This window comes from Nocardia sp. NPDC046763, assembly GCF_040645495.1.
GTDB lineage: Bacteria > Actinomycetota > Actinomycetes > Mycobacteriales > Mycobacteriaceae > Nocardia.
In genome coordinates this window covers 26,309-45,412 of sequence record NZ_JBEYYI010000029.1, presented here as the reverse complement: position 1 = coordinate 45,412, position 19,104 = coordinate 26,309, and the positions used below count along the sequence as shown (strand labels likewise).

At 65.8% G+C, this 19,104-nt stretch carries 14 protein-coding genes; 6 read left to right on the top strand and 8 right to left on the bottom strand.

Going from position 1 to position 19,104, the window contains the following annotated elements:
• Window positions 1–2: 2 nt before the first annotated feature.
• The 5 genes from ABZ909_RS34620 to ABZ909_RS34600 all read right to left on the bottom strand — a co-directional run bounded on the left by ABZ909_RS34620 (window position 3) and on the right by ABZ909_RS34600 (window position 5,594).
• Window positions 3–737, bottom strand: a complete 735-nt coding sequence (locus ABZ909_RS34620) for a hypothetical protein (protein ID WP_357008346.1) — start codon at window positions 735–737, stop codon at window positions 3–5.
• Window positions 738–855: 118 nt separating this feature from the next.
• Window positions 856–2,391: a cutinase family protein gene (locus ABZ909_RS34615; RefSeq protein ID WP_357008343.1), complete on the bottom strand. Its 1,536-nt coding sequence runs from the start codon at window positions 2,389–2,391 to the stop codon at window positions 856–858.
• Window positions 2,392–2,449: 58 nt separating this feature from the next.
• Window positions 2,450–3,568 (bottom strand): lipase family protein, encoded by a 1,119-nt coding sequence (locus ABZ909_RS34610; protein ID WP_357008341.1) that lies wholly within the window; start codon window positions 3,566–3,568, stop codon window positions 2,450–2,452.
• A gap of 2 nt (window positions 3,569–3,570) precedes the next feature.
• Window positions 3,571–4,809, bottom strand: coding sequence for a cutinase family protein (locus ABZ909_RS34605; protein WP_357008338.1), 1,239 nt, complete (start codon window positions 4,807–4,809; stop codon window positions 3,571–3,573).
• Window positions 4,806–5,594, bottom strand: a complete 789-nt coding sequence (locus ABZ909_RS34600) for a hypothetical protein (RefSeq protein ID WP_357008335.1) — start codon at window positions 5,592–5,594, stop codon at window positions 4,806–4,808. The genes ABZ909_RS34605 and ABZ909_RS34600 overlap by 4 nt, the downstream gene beginning before the upstream one ends.
• A gap of 743 nt (window positions 5,595–6,337) precedes the next feature.
• Between ABZ909_RS34600 and ABZ909_RS34595 the strand changes: the two genes are divergently transcribed.
• Together ABZ909_RS34595 and mobF are read left to right on the top strand one after the other, a co-directional pair.
• Complete coding sequence (locus ABZ909_RS34595; RefSeq protein ID WP_357008333.1) at window positions 6,338–7,177, top strand: helix-turn-helix domain-containing protein; 840 nt, start codon at window positions 6,338–6,340, stop codon at window positions 7,175–7,177.
• A gap of 245 nt (window positions 7,178–7,422) precedes the next feature.
• Window positions 7,423–12,321, top strand: coding sequence for a MobF family relaxase (gene mobF / locus ABZ909_RS34590; protein ID WP_357008330.1), 4,899 nt, complete (start codon window positions 7,423–7,425; stop codon window positions 12,319–12,321).
• A gap of 171 nt (window positions 12,322–12,492) precedes the next feature.
• On the opposite strand, the gene ABZ909_RS34585 is transcribed toward mobF, so the two are convergent.
• Window positions 12,493–13,491 (bottom strand): serine hydrolase domain-containing protein, encoded by a 999-nt coding sequence (locus ABZ909_RS34585; RefSeq protein WP_357008328.1) that lies wholly within the window; start codon window positions 13,489–13,491, stop codon window positions 12,493–12,495.
• Between the two features lie 123 nt (window positions 13,492–13,614).
• Window positions 13,615–13,836, bottom strand: a complete 222-nt coding sequence (locus ABZ909_RS34580; protein ID WP_357008326.1) for a hypothetical protein — start codon at window positions 13,834–13,836, stop codon at window positions 13,615–13,617.
• Between the two features lie 555 nt (window positions 13,837–14,391).
• Here ABZ909_RS34580 and ABZ909_RS34575 point away from each other — a divergent pair.
• Window positions 14,392–15,315 carry a DapH/DapD/GlmU-related protein gene (locus tag ABZ909_RS34575; RefSeq protein WP_357008324.1) on the top strand — a complete coding sequence of 308 codons (924 nt, stop codon included), beginning with the start codon at window positions 14,392–14,394 and terminating at the stop codon, window positions 15,313–15,315.
• Window positions 15,316–15,877: 562 nt separating this feature from the next.
• Here the strand turns inward: ABZ909_RS34575 and ABZ909_RS34570 are convergent.
• Window positions 15,878–16,861, bottom strand: coding sequence for a LysR family transcriptional regulator (locus tag ABZ909_RS34570; protein ID WP_357008321.1), 984 nt, complete (start codon window positions 16,859–16,861; stop codon window positions 15,878–15,880).
• A 73-nt stretch (window positions 16,862–16,934) separates the two neighbouring features.
• Here ABZ909_RS34570 and ABZ909_RS34565 point away from each other — a divergent pair, with 73 nt between their 5' ends.
• The 3 genes from ABZ909_RS34565 (at window position 16,935) to ABZ909_RS34555 (ending at window position 19,031) form a co-directional block, all read left to right on the top strand.
• On the top strand, window positions 16,935–17,732 hold the full coding sequence (locus ABZ909_RS34565) for an inositol monophosphatase family protein (RefSeq protein WP_357008318.1): 798 nt from the start codon (window positions 16,935–16,937) through the stop codon (window positions 17,730–17,732).
• Entirely contained in the window at window positions 17,729–18,367 is a 639-nt protein-coding gene (locus ABZ909_RS34560; RefSeq protein ID WP_357008316.1) for an NAD(P)-binding domain-containing protein, read from the top strand. Before ABZ909_RS34565 ends, ABZ909_RS34560 begins: the two co-directional genes overlap by 4 nt.
• Window positions 18,368–18,434: 67 nt before the next feature.
• Window positions 18,435–19,031 carry a transglutaminase family protein gene (locus ABZ909_RS34555; RefSeq protein ID WP_357008314.1) on the top strand — a complete coding sequence of 199 codons (597 nt, stop codon included), beginning with the start codon at window positions 18,435–18,437 and terminating at the stop codon, window positions 19,029–19,031.
• Window positions 19,032–19,104 lie beyond the last annotated feature (73 nt).

Below are 19,104 nucleotides of genomic sequence, written 5' to 3'. Positions count from 1 at the left end.
GGTTATCCCTGCTTCTGAATGTTGTCGATCAACAGCCCTGCCGGTGTGCGACGGAGGTTGATCACCTGCAGGTAGTCCGTTCGGGTGTGGTCGGGGTGCAGCTCGACCAGGTGCACGTTGGCCGTGGCGTCCGCGATCGGTGTGATCGCGACGCAGTGCGTGGTCCCAGTGGGAATGGACGCGATGCCAGCGGTGAGCGGATCGCCTGCGAGCCCAGCTTCGGGAGTGACCAATGCCAGCGCCGCGTCCGCCGAACGCTGCTGGTAGTAGGCGTACTCGAAGGCGGCGATCACGCCGGTGACGCTGGCCCGATCACCGGGGCCGGCGGTGACCGTCGTGGCGGTCAGGCCCGTGCAGGCACCGGTCAGTGCTGGGGTCGGCGTCGCACTCGAGGTCACGGTCTGCGGCGCTGCCACGGTGGACTCTGTCCTGCTGCCCAGGGCGAAGACGGCAAATCCGATCACCGAGACCGACACCAGGATCGACACGATGGGAACGACCCATCGCAGGCGTGCTGTCCTCGACACCGGACGCTCGTCGAAGTCCTCTCGCGGCTCATCGCGGGTTGCTGCGGCATCCAGATCGTCTGGTAGCCAGCCCCATTCGGAGTTGGTCTCGCGGGTTGGGTTGGTCGGGGCGCTGGGCTGGGCGGGCAATGCCGTGGGTGTTGAGCTATCGAGCCAGCCCCACTCGCTGTTGTCGTGGGTGCGCGAATCGGTGGTGGTGTTGTGGGGCATAGGAATTCACCTCCCGTGCTGGGTGATGTGGTGTGGGTGGGCCCTTCGGGCAGACGGCCCGCGAGGGACTGGTCTGGGTATCTCTCTGGCGCAGAGACCACCGTCTGCCCGAAGGGGTCTAGGGAGCAGGCGTGCTGCTGGCGGTCGTTGGCGGTGAAGTCGCGACCGGGGGCGAGGAGGACTGTGTGGGCGTTGCGGCGCTCGGTGTCGCACTGGTGGACGGTGTGGCCGATTTAGGTAGTGACGTCGCGGGGTTTGTCGCGGCGATATCGCGGGCCAGGGCGGCGAACCAGGTGGCGGCGGCGCTGAGCGGGGCTGTTCCGGAGGAGTCGGCCGAAGCGGTGGTGTAGGAGTCGTGTCGTCCGGCGGTGTCGCTGTATTGGGTGTAGGTCGCCAGGTTGTAGAGGTCGTTGTCGTTGGTGACTGTGGTTGTGATGGCGGTGAATGCTTGGTTCACCCAGCCCAGTGCGGTCGCCGGAGGAATCAATTCCGCCACCGCGCCAACGACTTTCGCTCCGAGTGCGGCCAGGGCGGCGACCGGGTCGGCCATGCCGACTGTGGCGAGTTCGCTGATCGTGCTTGTGGTGAATACTTTCTGTGCGACCGAGACCACGGTGTTGAGTCCGATCGTTCCCAGCCGAAACAGCACCGAGAGGGCGTCACCGACGCCGGGCGTCGGTGTGCTGGGGTCCGATGCTTCAGCCAATCGCTGCCCGAGCGTTTTGGTCGGCTGGTAGGACAGCTGATCCAAGCTCGTGCCGGAGAGGTCTTCGGTGACCACCCCCACGGTGGTCTTCCACACCGTGGCCGCCAACGCTTGCGCGATCGTGGAGATGGCTGTGATGGGATCCTCGGTATCAGACTGTGCGGCAATGTTTTTCACAGTCTTGGTCAGCGGTGTATCGGAAGAGGAGTCACAGGACAGGTCGCCCGGAGTGCAGAAGTCAGCAACCCGTCCGGCGAGTGAGCCGTAGTCGACGGCGCTGTTGCTGGCGATCCCTGATCCGCTGGTTCCCGTATCGGTCAGCGTGATCTGTGCGACCGCGGTGCCTGCGGTGCCGGGCGCGGCGGTCGGGGTGGTCTGTCCCGGACGGCCGGGCAGCACAGCTTTGTCTGCACGCGCGGGGTTGGCGAACAGGGCGACGCCCGCCACGGTGTCCGGTTCCACGGGTCCGGCACCCGTGCCGACAGTGTGGGCGAATGCAGAGACAGCGGCGGCGCCCTGTCCATAGCCAGCGGCGGCGATGCGAGTGGCCGGGCAGCGTTGGGCAATCTCGGCGGCGTTCCTCCCGAGGAGGTCCGCAGCATCGGTCACGGCTTGCTGATACGGCGTCTCGGTACCGTCGTCGGCGTAGCCGTAGCGCACGTAGGAGCGCTGCACGGTGGCTCCGGCCGCAGCGATCAGTGTCGAGAAGAACTGTCCGAGAGCTCCGGTGTCGGTGGTCGGTGCAGCGTCGGAAGGGCCTTCGTCTGTTCCCTGAACCCCGAAGACGTACAACGCGGGACATGCGCCGTCGACGGGGACATCGGCGTGCGAGCGGGTGAGCAAACCGGTCGATACGAACGCGATCGCCACCACAAGGGTCACCAGAGCTGCGGCCGTGCGGCCGAAGGGTGTGGGCTGAGTGTGTGAACTGTGCAACAAAGGATTCACCTCGCATTCCTGATCTCTGAGGGCGTGTGGCGACAACGCGAACGTCGCTCGAGCGTTTTTAAGGGCCGGGCAACGGCCCGACGCGGGTCGGTGGCCGACGCAGGAAGCTGGCGAGCGTGTCGGCGACTTCTGGTGTGCTGTCGATGGCAGTGCGGAGGTGGTTGGCGTCGTATTCGCGCCAGCTGACCTCGATGCCTCGGCGCTGATATTCGATGAACAGTTCGCCGCCGGATTCGACCGGCACGATCGGATCGTGGGCGCCGTGATACAGATGGATAGGTGCGGCGGGAGTTGCTGCGCTGCTGCGGCTTTCGCGAGTCAGGACGAAACGCCAGATAGCGTCGTTCCATGGGTCCGGGCGCTCGCACCAATGTTGTAGCGGCTGTCGGTACTGCGCGAGAAGCGTCGCCACGCTGAGCTGCTCAGCGTGTCGTGCCACCCGGCGGCCATCCTCGGTCAGGACATGACGCAATGGGAGATGGTGGTACGCGCGGGAGAGTCCGACCAGTCCAGCCAGCGCCAGCGCTGCCCACGGTCCGCGATGTTGTGTGCGGACCAGCGCGCCGGGGTCGGTCACGACCGCACCGGCCGCGACTCCGCGCAGGTCGAGTTCCGGAGCGTATTCCGGCGCGAGCTCGGCGGCCCATACTGTGGCACGGCCGCCGTCGCCGTAGCCCCACAGCACGATGGGTACACGCGAGGGGTGCGACTGTGTGAGTTCCGGTATCGATTGGGCGGCTCGGGCCAGATCCAGCGCGACGTGCGCGGCCGCGCGGGCGGCGAGGAAGGTGTGCGGGCCCAGGCCGGTGATGCCGAGGTTCTCGCCGTCGGGCACCGCGACGGTCCACTCGCGGTCGAGGGCTTCGCGGATCTGTTCGAGCGGTTCGTCGCCGGTGAGCAGTTGCTGCGACGGAGCGCATGGACCGCCAAGTCCGTGGAAGCTGGGGCAGTACACGACAATCGGCGTCGATTGCGGCGACGGCTGCGCTGTCGACGTCGTGGAGAGCACCGTTGCGGTGACGGGGATCGGTTCTCCGCGCGAGTCGCTGGAGACGTACATGATGCGCCAGGCTCTCGTGCGGTGGTCGAGCTGCGGGATGGTGATGGCCTGTGTACGGAGCAGTTGGCCGGGACGGTCGCCGTGTTCTGCGGGAAGCAGTGTGTAGAAGTCGGTCATGGTCAGCTCCCCGCTAGGTCGTGCGCGAGGGCGATGAGCCAGGCGATCCCGGAGGTCAGCTGTCCGGTGGTGGCGTAGCCGTTGTGGCGAGCGACCGTGTCCGCGAATCGGATCCAGACCGCGGGGTTGACCAGGTCGCTGTTGCCAGCGGCGAACTGACCCCACGCCCCGGACAATTGCGAGACGAGTTTCGGCAGCAGGACGAGCGGGTTCTGGGCGATGGTGGCGGTGATCTCGTTCCATCGCGATGTCGCCGCGCCGGTGTCCTCTGGCAAGGGCCCAGGGATGCGAGGATCGGTGGCGTCGGTCAGCCGTTGTGCCAGCGTGCGTGTCGGGGTGTAGTCGACATTGCCGGAGTCGAGATGGAAGTCGTTGAGCACGAACGAGGTCCAGGCATCCCCCAACGCGCCCGAGAGCAGCGATTGGATCGATCCGACTGCCGCGATCGGGTCACGCAGGTCGGCCTGCGCCGCGAGCTCGGCTCCCGCCCGCAGCACTGCGGCGTTGTCCGGTGCCGAACACGCCAGGTCTCCTTCCACACAGATATCGGCCACTCGCCCGGTCAGGGCACCGTAGGTCGTACCGTCGTCAGCGATTCCCCCACCAGCAGACGCGGAGCTGGTGAGCTGCACTGCCGATACCGAAGCACCTGCACTTCCCGGCGCAGGATCAGGCGCGATCTGCCCGGGGCGGCCCGGAATGACGGGTTCACCCGAGGCCCGAATCGGATTGGAATACAACGCGATTCCCGCGACCCGATCTGCCGGCACCGGACCGTTACCGGCACCGACGGACTGTGCGAACTCGGCGACCGCTTGCGCGCCTTGGGAATAGCCGACAACCGCGAGCATTGTGGTTGGGCAGGCCGCGATCACCTGTGTGGCTGCGTCCTCGAGCCCGGTCAGAGCCGACGCAACAGATGCCGCGTACGGGTCCGCGCCGCCGCCCGGCACCGCTCCGCCAAATCCGGCCTCGTAGGCGACGTAGCTGCGCTGGACCAATCCGGGGACCGCGGAGACCACGGGGCCCAGCAGCGCACCGATCACCCCGGTATCTACTGTCGGACTCGCCCAGGGTGAGGACTGACCGGTCCCTTGCACGCCGAGTGCGTAGAGCGCGGGACAGACCGGCCCGATCGGAATCTGCTGCGCGGCTGCGGGTTCCGATCCGCCGACCAGCGAGGCACCGCACAGCAGCGCGATGGCCGTGCCACCGGAGATCCGTGCAATCCGTGTGCTCACTGCTGCCCCACCCCGACTCCAGCCCCGAAACCCGCACCGACCGTCCCACCTGCGATCGCACCGACGATCGCGACCGGAATGCCAGCGATCGCGGCTCCGACCGCTGCGCCGGCGGCGGCACCCAGAGCCGTGCCGAAGACCCCGGAGGTCACCGTTCCCACAACCGGCACGGGCACAAGGGTTCCCACCGCGGCCCCGGCGATACCGCCGACCGTTCCGCCGACGAGGCCGCCCACGACCGCGCCGATCGCGGCGACCGGGCCGCCTGCGATCACCGCCCCCGCAGCGCCTCCGACGCCCGCGCCCGCCAGGGTGGCACCGCTGACACGGTCCGAGCGCCCTGCCGGGAAACCGATCGAGTCCAACGCGGTCGCCACCTGAGCTTCGGCACCGGCGGACGTGTCGTTGATCCAGTCACGGACCGGCGTAGGTAGCCAATCCGGTGAGGGTGTTTGCCACTCGCCGATGCGAATCGTGTTGTCCGGTGGCGCGATCGGCGCGACGGGTGCGACGGGCTCGGGCGGATGCAGATCTTGAAGTTGCACGGGAGGCGCGGGATCAGCCGACGGCTGCGGCCGTGGCGAGGTACCGTTTCGGATTTCCGGCGGTTGCTCGGAGTACTGCTGGTCGGGCTGCGGCTGCTGCTCAACTGGCGGCGGAGCTGGCGCGGCGGGGGTCGTGGTACCTGGCTGCGCGGGGCTGGTGACGCCGGGCTGATCCGCTATATCGCCGAGTCCCGCGGCCACGGCCATGCCCGGTGCCGACAACACGAGCGACAACGGCACGACTCCCGCGATAACAAAACGCCCGCAGCGAGCGATCATCGGCGTCGACGACATCGCCGCGCTCGAATTTCTCACGCCGTGTGCACGTCGGGTCGACCGTGCGGGACCGGCTGAATTTCGTCTGGAAATTTGCATATCAAAGAGACCCTTCATAGCAAGAAAGGCAGTCAGCTCGAATTCGACGAGCGTTCCGTGCTCGATGGCGCGAGTGCGCCTGGCTGCGAGAACGCGGCCAGGCGCATCCGCGTAAAGGATCGGGACTTTACAGGAACTGCCCCACCAGCGAGATGAGCTGGGTCACAATGTTGAGAGCGTTCGATGCGATCGACGAACCGAAGTTGAGGTAAGACAGAATTGTGGTCGGATCCACGAATTTCCCTTTCGTAGCGGTTGGCATTGCCCCACCATCAAAACCTCGCGGACACGGTTGCGCCATAGCTGTAGTTGGTAAGAAATTTACCAAATAAGGTATTTACCAACACCAGCGCGACAACATGCAGGCATTACCGCGCCAATTGGTACAAAAAATACCAATAAAATCCTTGAGGAGAGTTGCTTGCCGGTTCGACGGGCCCGCTTCCCCCTGCCAGAATCGCAAACGCCCGGCAATCTGTGCTGCAAAATCAGCGTTGCCGGGACCGCAACTCCCTGGTAGGAACGGCGTCGAACTCATGGGGGAGTTGCTTTCATCGCACAGTCAGCTCTGTGACACATCACAACCGCAGAAGAGGGGGGAGAGGACATTGGGTCCGACTCCTGGGAGAAGAATCCGCCGGCGCCTGCCGACCATCCACGGCGGCGAGGCCATCGGCATCGAGATGCCCACGCTGGGCACATGGCTCCGCCGCGTTCGCGACGACCGCGGACTCACCCGACTGCAAGCCGCCGAGCGCTCGAACGTCAGCGTCGACTACATCAACAAGATCGATCGCGGCACTGTGCCCACCATGGACATAATCGACAAACTCATCATCGCCTACGACATGAACCCTATGCAGGCGAAGCACACCCGCCACCTGTGGGCACAACCTCTTCCCTTGCCCTCGGTCGACGAGCTACGCGAACGAGTCGACACCCCGAGCCGTCGCGAAGCCCTCGCTCATATGGACAAAATCGGGATGATCTGCGTTTATACCGACCCGCTCTGGAACGTACTGACTGCGAACGAGTCGTTCTACCGCGCGCTACCCGGCCTCGGCGAAGCCCGAGACAATGTCGCTCTGTGGTTCTTCTGCTTCTGCAAGAACGTCCGCCCGGCGATGAATGTCACCCTGCAATGGGAGCACGAAGCCGACTTCCACATCGCCATTTTGCGTGGCGCCTTCGGCCTCTACCGAACCAGTCCACGCGCGAGAGACCTGTTCGACCGCCTGATGCGAGACCCCGACTTCAGACGCCTGTGGGACAGCAGCCTCCAGGTCGCGTACGCACGAAACCCCAACGACCTCGCCTACCTCCGCGACCCAGGCAGCGGCGAGCCGTACTCGATCAGCATCGATATCTCCGAGCTCGCCGACACCCGTGACATCCGCGTTTGCCAAGCATTCCGTCAGCCCCACTCCGGACGGCTCATACTGCCCTAAACAAAGGGAGTTCGTCCAAGAATTTTATGTGGTTCACATCACAGTCAATGCGCAATAGGTATTGCGGCAAATAAATGTCCACAGCTGTAGCAAACCGCTAATCGCCTATAACCATCGGCTCATCTGATGGCGCGGGATCGTCAACGGATAAACCACACTGCCGACACGGATTTCGTGGAGTATTCATAGTTCAGCCACCCCGTCAGTGGACCGGGTCATGCCGTCCGCCTCGCCATTCCCGCCCGTTGCCTGCCGCGAGTGTTCGACATCCGGAGCTCTCGGGGTGGGTGGCCCGCAACTCGCGCCCGCAGTCAGCAGCGGTCGCGGGTTTCGACATCACCTTCAGCCCGGTCAAGAGTGTGTCCGCACTGTGGGCGATCGCCCCGAAAGCGGTGTCGGACAAGATCGCCGCCGCGCACGATAAGGCCATCGATGACGCGGTGGTGTGGCTGGAACAGCATGCGATCTTCTCCCGGCTCGGTGCCAACGGAGTGCGGCAGGTCGATGTCGACGGGATCGTCGCCGCACGGTTCGTGCATCGTGAATCACGCTGCGGTGACCCCGATTTGCACACGCACCTGCTGATAGCGAATCGGTGCCGGACACTCGACGGGCAGTGGCTGACGCTGGATGCCGCGGTGATCTATCGGCTGATGGTGACGGTCAGCGAGATCTACAACACGCGCCTGGAGCACCATCTCGAACACGACGTGGCTGTGTCATTCAGTGCACGGCCCGGCACGGACCCGACGAAACGACCGATCCGTGAAATCGACGGCGTGCCAGTGGTGTTGATCGAGTACTGGTCGCGCCGCGATGCCGACATCACCACGCGCCTGGGTGTGCTCGCCGCACGGTTCGAGCGCGAGGTCGGACGGGAGCCGATGCCGAAGGAGATGTTCGCCCTCGCCGAACGCGCCACCCTCGAAACGCGCCCGAACCGGCACCGCTCCCGCTCGTGGGCCGAACAACGCGCCGACTGGCGTCGACAAGCCGAAACCGTGCTCGGCTCAGAGGAACTGGTGTCGACAACGGTGTCGACGATCCTGACTGATCGGTCCGCGCGTCGACGCGGCCTCACCCCCAGCGAGCTGGCGAAGGTTGGCCAGCAGGTGGTGGAGACGGTATCGGCCGAGCGGTCGAGTTGGCAGTGGCATCACGTTCGCGCCGAAGCCGAGCGGCAACTACGCGGCCTGCTCGACAAGGATCAGTGGCCTGCCGCAGTCGATTCTGTCGTGGCCGAAGCCCTTTCACCGTCGCACGCAGTCGCACGCGGAGACCCCGACATCGCTGCCGAGCCGGTCCTCGCCGAGGTTCCAGTCCTGCATCAGCGTGCCGATCACTCCAGCGTCTACACCAGCGCCGGTACCCAGACCTACACGACCGTCCACCGTCTGGGCACCACCCAACAGTTGATCGACCTGTCGCTGCGCCTGGGCGCACAAACCCTCACCGACCAGAACATCGACGCCGCGATCCGCGCCTATCACGCCGATCCGGCGAACAGAGGCCGTCGGCTCAATGCCGGACAGGTCGCGGTCATCACCGAATTCGCGCGCTCGCCATGGTTCATCGCGACCACGAACGCGCCCGCTGGCGCCGGGAAAACCACCGCGATGCGCGTGCTCGCCGACGCGTGGCGCGCCGACGGCGGCACCGTCCTGGGCCTCGCGCCGACCGCCGCAGCGGCCGCCGTGCTCGATGACGTGATCGATGCCCGTACCGAAACCGCCGACAAACTCCTCGACGTCCTACGCAAACACTCCCCCGCCGCCGCGGCATCACCACCGGACAGCAACCCGTTTCCGCCGTCGCTGCCGCAATGGGTCCTCGACGTGGACGCCCGCACGCTGGTCATCGTCGATGAGCATGTGCGCCTAGGCGACGACAAACGCCTGCGGCTGTTCGAGTTCCTCCTAGAGCGCAAGGCGGCGGTGCGGTGTGTCGGTGACGACCATCAGCTGCCCGCGATCGAGGCCGGTGGCTCAGCCGCCGATACCGCCGACGCGGCCCGCGCTTCGACCCTGACTCAGGTGGTGCGGTTCGCCTCGAGCATCGAGGCGTCCGCCAGTCTCGCACTGCGCGAGGGCGATCCGAGCGCGCTCGGGTTCTACCTCGACCATCAACGAATCCGCTCCGGATCGCCGGCCGCCGTGCGCGAGCAGGCGTATGCCGGATGGATCGCCGACCAGTTGGGTGGCCAAGACACGGTCATGCTGGCCGCTACCAACGAGATTGCGACCGCGCTCAACGACCAAGCTCGCACCGACCGCCTCGCCCGCGACATCATCGAAGTCGGGCCGGAAGCCGAGCTGAGCGACGGACTACGCGCCTCGGTCGGCGACATCGTCAGCACCCGCCGCAACAATCCCCGGCTGCGATTAGGTGAACGCGACTGGGTCCGCAACGGCTACCGCTGGACGGTCACCGCAGTCCATGTCGATGGCGCAGTCACCGTCACCCACCTCCACTCAGGGCGGCGCACCGGCGAAACCACCGTGCTGCCAGCTGAATACGTGCGCGAGCATGTCCGCCTCGGTTACGCCACGACCATCGACTCCGCGCAGGGAATCACCGCCGACACTTGTCATGTCGTGCTCACCGGCCACGAATCCCGCAACCAGCTCTACGTCGCGCTCACTCGCGGCGCCACCCGCAACCACGCGTACGTCACCACCGGAATCGACGGCAGCGAAGCCTCCTTCTGGACCGAACCCGGCCTCTACCCGCGCACCGCCGTCGAAGTCCTGCAACGCATCCTGGCCTGCGATACGACACGCGCCTCCGCCCACACCGAACTCCGCGACGCATTCGACCCGCACGAGCGCCTCGGGACCGCCATCGACACCTACCACGACGCCTTGGCTCTCGCCTCCGAAGACACCCTCGGCCCCGAGGGTGTGGCCGCACTCGATACTCGCGCCGAGCAGATCTGGCCCGGCCTCACCGACGCACCCGCCTTCCCGGCGTTGCGGGAAGTCCTCTCGCTCATCGCTCTATCCGGTCGAGATCCTGGACACGCCTTGACCACCGCGCTCGCCGCGCGGGAACTGACCACCGCAGCCGATCCCGCCGCGGTACTGCACTGGCGCCTCGACAACGCCCACGCCTATCCGCGTGAGACCGCGCCTTTGCCATGGGTACGGGCTTTGCCGCGCAGCCTGCCCGCAGGTCTCGTATCCGACCATCTGCGTGCTCGCGTACGTCTGATCACCCACCTCACCGACCAGATCCGCGCCGACACCAGCACATGGACAACCGCCACGGCGCCAGTCTGGGCGAGACCATTGCTCGGCAACGACGCACTACTGGCCGACATCGCGGTCTGGCGGGCAGGCCGCCACACAGTCGAGACCGACCTACGGCCCACCGGCCCCACCGGTTTCACCGCCCGAGAGCAGGATCATCAACGGTTGCTCGACGCGCGGGTCACCGACGTGCTCGGCGATCTCCACACCGCCATCAACACCTGGTCACCTTTGGCCAAACAGGTCGACGCCCGCGTCCTCGATGACCCGTGGTGGCCGACCCTGGCCGACAAACTAGACGCCGCTGCTCGCGCCGGACTCGACATCGACACCCTACTCACACGCGCTGCGGCCGAACGACCTCTGCCCGACGAGATGCCAGCAGCAGCACTGTGGTTCCGACTCGGCCTCGACCCGTCTGCCATGCAGGTAGCAATCGACGCCTCGCATCTGCGACCGGACTGGACCACTCACCTGCACCGACTACTCGGCGACGACCTCGCCGACACGATAACCACCAGCCCGGCTTGGCCGCGCCTGGTCGCCGCGATCGACCACGGTACCGACGCGGGCTGGCATGCACACGAACTCCTCACCACCGCCCACGAACTGCTCACCGCCGCCGCACACGACGATCCCGGACCACGACCGGACCAATACGCGACCGCGCTCGCCTGGCGCATCGAAGCACTCCTGCACCCCGTCGCACCCTCCCCCGACACGACCACCGCACCGTACGAAAGCCGCAGCACAGCACCAGATTCGGACACATTGATGCCTCAGCACGAAGCCAATGACACCGCGGCGAGCCTCGATGGATCGCGCGAGGCCGCACCGACCGACACCAGCGATACGCTCACCGCAGACCTTCTCGCCGTCACCACGCTCTTCCGCTCCGGGCACGTCGCCGAGGCCAAGGACGCACTCACCCGAGCCTCGCGCACGGCGACCGACACCGAACTCGATGTCTTGCACCGTGTCGCGACAACGCTCTATCAGTACAGCTTCCCGGTCGCCCGGGCACGGCTGCGGTGGGCCGCGCAACGGTTTCCCCAACACCGCGCACTCATCGAAGCCGCCACACCTTCGACAGACCCACACACATACAACCCGAATCCAGAAGCCCACCAAGCGGGCACCGGTACCCGTGCCCGGCATGCCGCCCGAGACCACGAACCCCGCTTCGATAACACGCCACCGCGTCCCCGAGCCAGCGAGACCGATATCGCCGCCGCCCGGGAAACCGTCGAGTACCTCGACACCCGAGCCGACATCGACGCCGCACCGCAGCATCTCCCGCTCCCGGAAGGCGCGCCCCACCGCTACTACAACCCGCGCCCTCACGACCCTCGCCCGAACCAGCATCCGCTGGACTACGACTTCGCGGCGGTGCCGCACACCCGCGGGTTCGATTGTGTGCATTGCGGTCTCGAACGCGCCGTCCTCGACGCCACCCCACCACAAGACCGCCGCAGCGACGACGGCTTGTGCGGGGAATGCCGCGACAACGGGGCGCCCGGTATTCCCGATCACGATGCACACGAACACATTTCTGCCCGCTGCGCATACATCACCGACACCTACCCCGCGCCGGCGGCGTTGACGATGCTGCGCCGCGACTGGCGCAGCGCACCCAACCCGGGCATCCGCGAACAGATCGAAAACTGGGTCACCCAACACCTGACCAATCTCGCCCAGCGCGCCCACTCCGGCACCGGCGCAGATCTTGACACCGTGAACCCTCTCCGCCTAATCGACGACGATGACCTCGCTCGGCGCATCGACCACATCGTCCGCCGACTCGCGCTCTCCGACAACGAGGCTCTGCTCTACGGGCCTGCCCAACCCCAGCCCGAGACCTCATCAACCCCCGACACTGAATCGCCCCGGCTTTGATGCCAATGCCGTTAACTTACGCGTCGATGTAGCAGGATCTCGGTGGGTTCTGGGTGATTGATGTTCTTGTGCCGCAATGTTTTTCGATCCCGGACGAGCAGGTCGGGGCCCTGGTGCGGCGTGTCCGCATCGGGTGGGATCCGTCAGGGTTTCCTGACAGGTTTCAAGTACTCATACCCGGACGAGTTCGGCGATCTTGGCAAGGATCGCTTCGTGGTCGTAGTGCGTTGTGTTGCCCATCAACATGATTCCGAGCCGCTGCCGCGGGTAGAGGCGCAGCACGTTCCAGAATCCGCTGCCGAGATGCTCGACGAACGGCTCGGACGTATCGGCGGAGTGAGTCCGGTACCAGCCGAGGCCGAAATCGCGTGGCCCGCCTCGGCCGGTGACCTTCTGCATGGCCTTCGTCGCGGCGGGTGACAGCAGCCGAACGCCATTGACTTTGCCCTCGTTCAGGTGGGCCGACGCCAGGATGGCGAGATCGTCGACTCCGCCGATCAACCCGCCGTAGGCGGAGCCGTTGACATAGAAGGGCCGGTAGGCCGCGTACGGCCCGTACCGATGGCCCACCACACCACGCGGGAGAACGGCGCGCAGCAGCGGTATGAAGGGGGCGGGCAACGGCTCGTATCCGACGGCCGCCGAAGCCCGGCCGAGCTCTGGATACGTGAACCCGGTATGTGTCATTCCGATGGGGCCCAGGACCGAATGCCGGATGTGGTCCTCGAATGTGGTGCCACTGACCTGCGCGATCACCTCGCCCAGCACCAGGAAACCGAGGTTGGAGTAGCTCGATCGCGTCCCTGGGGCGACGCGCAGCCCGGCATGACGCGCCAGCAAGCGCTCGACGAAGTCACGAGAATCCGGTGCGGGGGCGCCGGCCGGGCGCACCCACCGCAGCTGAAACGGATTCGCCAATCCGGAGCTGTGACTCAGCAAGTGCCGCAGCGTAATCGGCGTCGGCTGCCGCACCACGGCCAGCGGCGCGAAGTATTCGCGGGCGGGCGCATCCAGATCGAGGCGACCCCGGTCGACCAACTGCATGACGGCTGTGGCCGTCACGATCTTGGTCAGCGAGAACCACAGATACCCGGTCTCGGGGAGGTGGTCGTTTCGCTGACCTGCGACAAGAGTAACGCCAGCCGCACCGCGACGACCGGAATGGTTCATCAATCGGGACCTTCGCTCGCCTCAGGGGAAGATCACCCACACGGGGCAACCGGTCGGGTCCATGAACTCACGTGAATCCGCGGTATCGCGCCGGCGGGACAATGTCCCTGCTCGCCATATCTATCAGTGGTCGGTCAGCTCCTTGTAGCGCACGAACGCTACGAAGGAGACCTGCCCCTCCGCCCAGATGTGGTCTTCGTTGATACGGCGCCCGACGATCTCCCGCACTTCCGGGTCCTGGGCCATACCCCACGCGAGCGCGTCATCGAAGGTGATGAAACCGTCCTGGTCCGTATCGATCTCGTCGAACTCCCGCCGGGTGGCAATGAACTGCCGCAGGTCCATGCTCGTCTCCTTTGCCGGTTGGTTACCGCCGAACAGCAACGCCTTCGTTCGTTCATCGATCCAGCGCACAAGGGTACGCGGAAAGTTTGCTGAAACGCCCCGATCGACAAGGAATCGAAACAAACTGAAACACTGGGTTCGACGGCTCCGATCTCAGGCCGCCCAGGGTTTGCGGCGGTACCTGAATGTACTCAACTCGGCTACTTAGACACTTGATAGCAGGACCGGGCCCCGGCCAGGATTCGGTCCAGGTGCCCGGTGGGATGCTCACAACTCGGCTGCTCACTGTCGTCGTTGGTGTGGCTCTCTCATGGCTTGCCTCCCACCGGGCACCGTGCCGGGAGTGGCTGGAAAAGGGTCTGCCCAGCTCGAAGTAGCGGTGCCCTCCCGCACGGCTCGGTGTCGGGGGGATGCCGGTCGGCGCGAGATGACAAGCGGGTGGGCGAAGGTTCTAGATGACATTCGGCGATGTGGAGCTGGACGAGGCGGCGCGGGGTTTGTAAAGCTGGGCCGGGGAGTAGACCGGCGAACTTCATGAATTGGGAGGACTGAATATTGGGTAGTACCGTTCGTGAGGCGTACGGGTCGGGGATTGCGACGGTCGCGGAGCGCGACGATACCGTGCTCGAGGTCTGGTTTCACAGCTTTGGGCTGGAGGCCATCGTGGCATCGGAAGCTGCCGCGCCAGAGCGGGACAGAGTACGGCGGGTGCGGTTCGTGACCGTCGACATCGCGATCGATCTGGATCGGCCGCCCGCCGATGCGGCGGATGCGTATCTACGGCTGCACCTGTTGTCGGGACGCGTGGTCGAGCCGAATAGTGTTGCGCTCGAGGGTATTTTCGGTGTGCTGGCGACGGTCGCGTGGACCGATCTCGGGCCGGTGCATGTCGCCGATCTCGGTGAGATTCGGGCGCGGAAGCGGCACGAGGGCCAGTACCTGTCGGTGCACAGCCTTGACAAGTTGCCGCGGATGCTGGATCTGGTCAACCCTGACGGAATCCGGATCGCCGATGCGAATCGGGTCCGCTTGGGTGCCCACCTTGCACCCGGAACCGTGGTCATGCACGAGGGTTTAGTGAACTACAACGCCGGGACGCTGGGCACGAGCATGGTCGAAGGGCGGATCACGCAAGGGTCGGTCGTGGAGGAAGGCGCCGACATCGGGGCAGGCTCGTCCATCATGGGCACGCTGTCCGGGGGCGGCACGAACGTCTTGCGGATCGGCCGTGGAGCGCTGCTCGGCGCGAATGCTGGTGTCGGGATCTCGCTGGGCGCGAACAGTGCGGTGGAGGCCGGGCTGTATGTCACCCGCGGAACCCTGGTCACGCTCCCGGACGGAAACGTCGTGAAGGCAGCAGAACTCGACGATGTGCCGGGAATCCTGCTGCGCCGCCACAGCGCGACGGGCGTCGTCCAGGCCGTGCCGTGGAAGAGCAACACGTTCACAGGCTTGAATCCCGACCTCCACCAAAGCTGAGGAGGGGCGCAAAACCATTGACAGCGAGCAGGATTCACCCGCCTTCAAACCAGACGGCTACGACTCGAACAAGACCCGAGCCCTGCTGGCAGCGAACGCAAATCGTCCGGTAGGACGGACTCATGCCCACACCGGTCGAATATGAGACCATCATGACCCCACCACCCAGTCAGGCCCCTCACACCGACAGCCGGGTGATCGAATCCGGCCTGATAGTGCAGCAGTCCCGTCGTGGGCTTTGATGTCACCCAATGAGGATGGCCGTGCAGTCGCATCCATGTAGCTGGCTGGATCTGGTGACGATCGCGAGGGCGCCGGATTCCGGCTTCGAGCACTTTGTGTCGGAAGATTGGCCCCACCGATGGTCGGCCACCTGTCGCCAGGGTGCGGACGAGGTGACGACGTCGGTGCGGGCGGTGGTGTTGCCGTGGCCTGCGTGTCGACCGGTTCGGCGCCTCCTTGGCATCGCTCCCGGCGTGCGTGTGGCGAGGCCGGGGATCGGGCCGATGGACTCATGGTGAGGGCATTCGGCGATGAGGCTTATTCCTGACTTCAGGGCTCGTCACTGCTCAGGTGAGAATGCATGGGCTGCAACCTTTTCGATCTCCATGGCGGCCTGAGAGCGCAGCCAGGCGTGTGCGCGGTCGCCGTCGTAGCGTTGATGCCACGCCATGATCACCGGGACCGGAGCGAGCTCGATCGGTAGTCGGTGGACCCGGAGGCCGAGATCGCCGATAGCGGGGCGGGACATGAATTCCGGCACCACGACGAGTAGATCGCTGTGCTGGACGAAATGCAGCGCCGAGGTGCTCGTGGGAACGGTGGCGACGACCGTGCGCCGCCGACCGTGCTCGGCGAGTGTCTCGTCGATGCGATCATGCAGCCGGCCCCGGCGTGACACGGTGAGATGTTGTGCGGCTGTGTAGTTTTCGAGTGTCATATCGGCGATAGGGTGGTCGCGGCGGGTGACCACCACGAGCCGGTCGTGCGCGGCGGTCATATGCGAGATGTCGGACTGGCCCGGTGTGGTGGCGCCTATCTCGAGGTCGACTCGGCCGTGACGCAGATCGTTGGTGTCGGTGCTGGACTCCGCGAGCAGGCGCAGCTGGATTCCTGGTGCCTGTTGGGTGACGGTGGCCAGCAGGCGCGGACCGATCGCCGTGGTGATCGCATCATGCCAGCTGAGGGTGAACGCACGCTCCACCGTGGCCAGGTCGATCTCGTGTTCGGCTGCCAGGATGGTATGTGCTTGCTGGACGAGCGCATGCACTTGCTCCCGCACGGCCGTGGCACGAGGCGTGGGCGTCATCGTATGGCCACTGCGGACCAGCACCTGATCGTTCATCACACGGCGGATGCGGGCCAATGCCCGGCTCATGGCCGGCTGCGTCAGGTGCAGCCGATCGGCCGCACCGACGACGCTGCCTTCCTCCAAGAGAGCATCCAGTGCCTTCAGCAGGTTCAGATCAACATGCACGACAATCATGTTATTCCTTACGAACATGCATTTGTAGTCATGTAATCGGGCTTCTAGCGTTGAGAGCACCGCGGAACGAGACCACCTCCCGCGGAACATAATTCACAAACAAAGCGAGAAGATCATGTTTTCACGTTCCACTGTGAGCGCGGACCGAGAGTTGTTGCCCGACATCATTGCCGCGGTACAGACTGCGGGTGCGCGGCTGCGCAAGCGATTCGACATCGGCTCGCGCCCCGAGGATCTGAGCGAGATCGTTGCCGCGCTCCGCACCAACGACACCGCGGTTCTGGAGCTGCTGCGTCCCGCTCTGGAGACGGTGCGCCCGGGTGCCGGCTGGGTCGAGGACGAACTCGAGGGCGGCGCCCTGCCCGACGGCGAGTGGTGGGTGATCGACCCAGCCGAAGGAAACATCAACCACGTACACGCCATGACTGAATGGTCGGTGACGGCGACCCTGGTGCGCGACAACGAACCGGTCGTCACCGTCGTTCACCTGCCCCTGACCGAGGACACCTACACTGCGATCCGAGGTGAGGGCGCCTACCTCAACGATGTTCGGCTGCACACCTCCAACAAGAGCCAGCTGAACTCGGCACTGGTGGGCACCGGGCAGGCCAAGCCGGCCGAGACCACCGAAACGTTGCACTGCATCGGCCGCTCGGTGACCGCCATGCTCGAGAACGCCCTGGTGACGCGGGTATCGGTGCCGGCTACGATGCAGCTGATCCAGGTCGCCGCCGGCCGGATGGACGTGTTCTGGCAGCACAGTGATGTCCGCTCCGGACTCGTCGCCGGTGCCCTGCTGGTCACCGAGGCGGGCGGCACGGTGACCGACATCGCCGGCAACCCGTGGTCGGCTGCCAGTCCGGATTTGCTTGCCGCCGCACCGGCGCTGCACGCCGCGGCCGTCGAGGTGCTCACAGAGGCCCTGCGATGACCTCGATTGCGATTCTCGGGGCCGGGCGCGTAGCGGCGAACCTGGCGGCCGGACTGACCGAGGCCAGGCATCGGATAATCGTTGGAACGCGTCGCGCCGTGGACAATTGGGCGGGTCCGCAGGTCGCTTTCGCCGACATGTCGCAGGCCGCGCGGACCGGCGAGATCGTCATCAACGCGACCCCAGGCGAAGGCGCGGCGGAGCGACTGGCCGCCCTGCGTGAGGCCCTGGACGGCAAGGTTCTCATCGATGTAGCCAACGCGACCGGCCGCGACGACGAGGGCCGCCCGAACGGGTTGTACTACCGCGACGGAAGCCTCGGCGAACGAATCCAGCAGGCACTCCCCCGAACTCGCGTGGTGAAGACGCTGAACACGATGCTGTTCCCGGTCATGACCGCGCCCGGTTCGCTGACCACCCCGCCGACCGCGTTCCTGTCCGGCAATGATGCCGACGCCAAAGCCGTCGTTCGTGACCTGCTGACCGACTTGGGCTGGGCCGCCGAGTGGATCGAAGACCTCGGCGACATCACCACCGCGCGCGGTACCGAGTCTCTGATGTTGTTGGTGCCGTCAATAATTCGCAACCACGGAATGAGACCTTTCGCACTGGCCATCGCCGCCGGCGGCAAGTGACACGGGTTCCGGTGCTGTCCCTGGCCTCCGTGGTAAGTGATAGCGGCCGGCGCACTAGTGCGTACCGGTGTCCTTCGCGCCCGTGTCGATGCTCGCCCCGTCGGCCTATCTCACCGGCGATCCGATCATCGAGGTCGATCACCCGGCGGTCCGGGCGCTCGCCCGCGAGATCCGATCGCAGTCGGACAGCGATATCGACTGCGCACGAAGGTCATTCGAGTGGGTGCGGGACGAAGTCGCGCACTCCTACGACGCGCGGGACTCCCGCGTGACCTTGCGCGCGTCGGAAGTGCTCGATCAACGTGTCGGCCTCTGCTACGCGAAGTCCCACCTGCTCGCCGCGATCCTGCGCGGACAGGGCATCCCCACCGCGCTGTGCTATCAGCGGCTCACCCATGGCGACGGGCATGTCCTGCACGGCCTCGTGGCGGTTCATCTCGGCGGCGGCTGGCATCGTCAGGATCCGCGCGGGAACCGGGCGGACATCGCCGCCGAATTCTCGCTCGGCACAGAACGACTCGCCTTCCCGGTCGACCCGCAGCTCGGCGAGGTCGACTACCCGCGCCTGCATCTCACACCGGCAGAGGTCGTGGTCGAAACGCTGCGGCAGGCGACCGACATCCTCGCCATCTACGACGCCGGTCTGCCCGCACAGCTGCTCTGACGCTCCTGCCTTCCCATGAGCGAATTCCAAATCAGTCGGTCTGTCTGGGCTGAAGTGCCTACGGGACCACAGT

Coding starts and splice junctions, on each gene's coding strand:
- ABZ909_RS34620 (WP_357008346.1), bottom strand. CDS start 737: ATGCCCCACAACACCACCACCGATTCGCGCACCCACGACAACAGCGAG.
- ABZ909_RS34610 (WP_357008341.1), bottom strand. CDS start 3,568: ATGACCGACTTCTACACACTGCTTCCCGCAGAACACGGCGACCGTCCC.
- ABZ909_RS34585 (WP_357008328.1), bottom strand. CDS start 13,491: ATGAACCATTCCGGTCGTCGCGGTGCGGCTGGCGTTACTCTTGTCGCA.
- ABZ909_RS34580 (WP_357008326.1), bottom strand. CDS start 13,836: ATGGACCTGCGGCAGTTCATTGCCACCCGGCGGGAGTTCGACGAGATC.
- ABZ909_RS34560 (WP_357008316.1), top strand. CDS start 17,729: ATGACCTCGATTGCGATTCTCGGGGCCGGGCGCGTAGCGGCGAACCTG.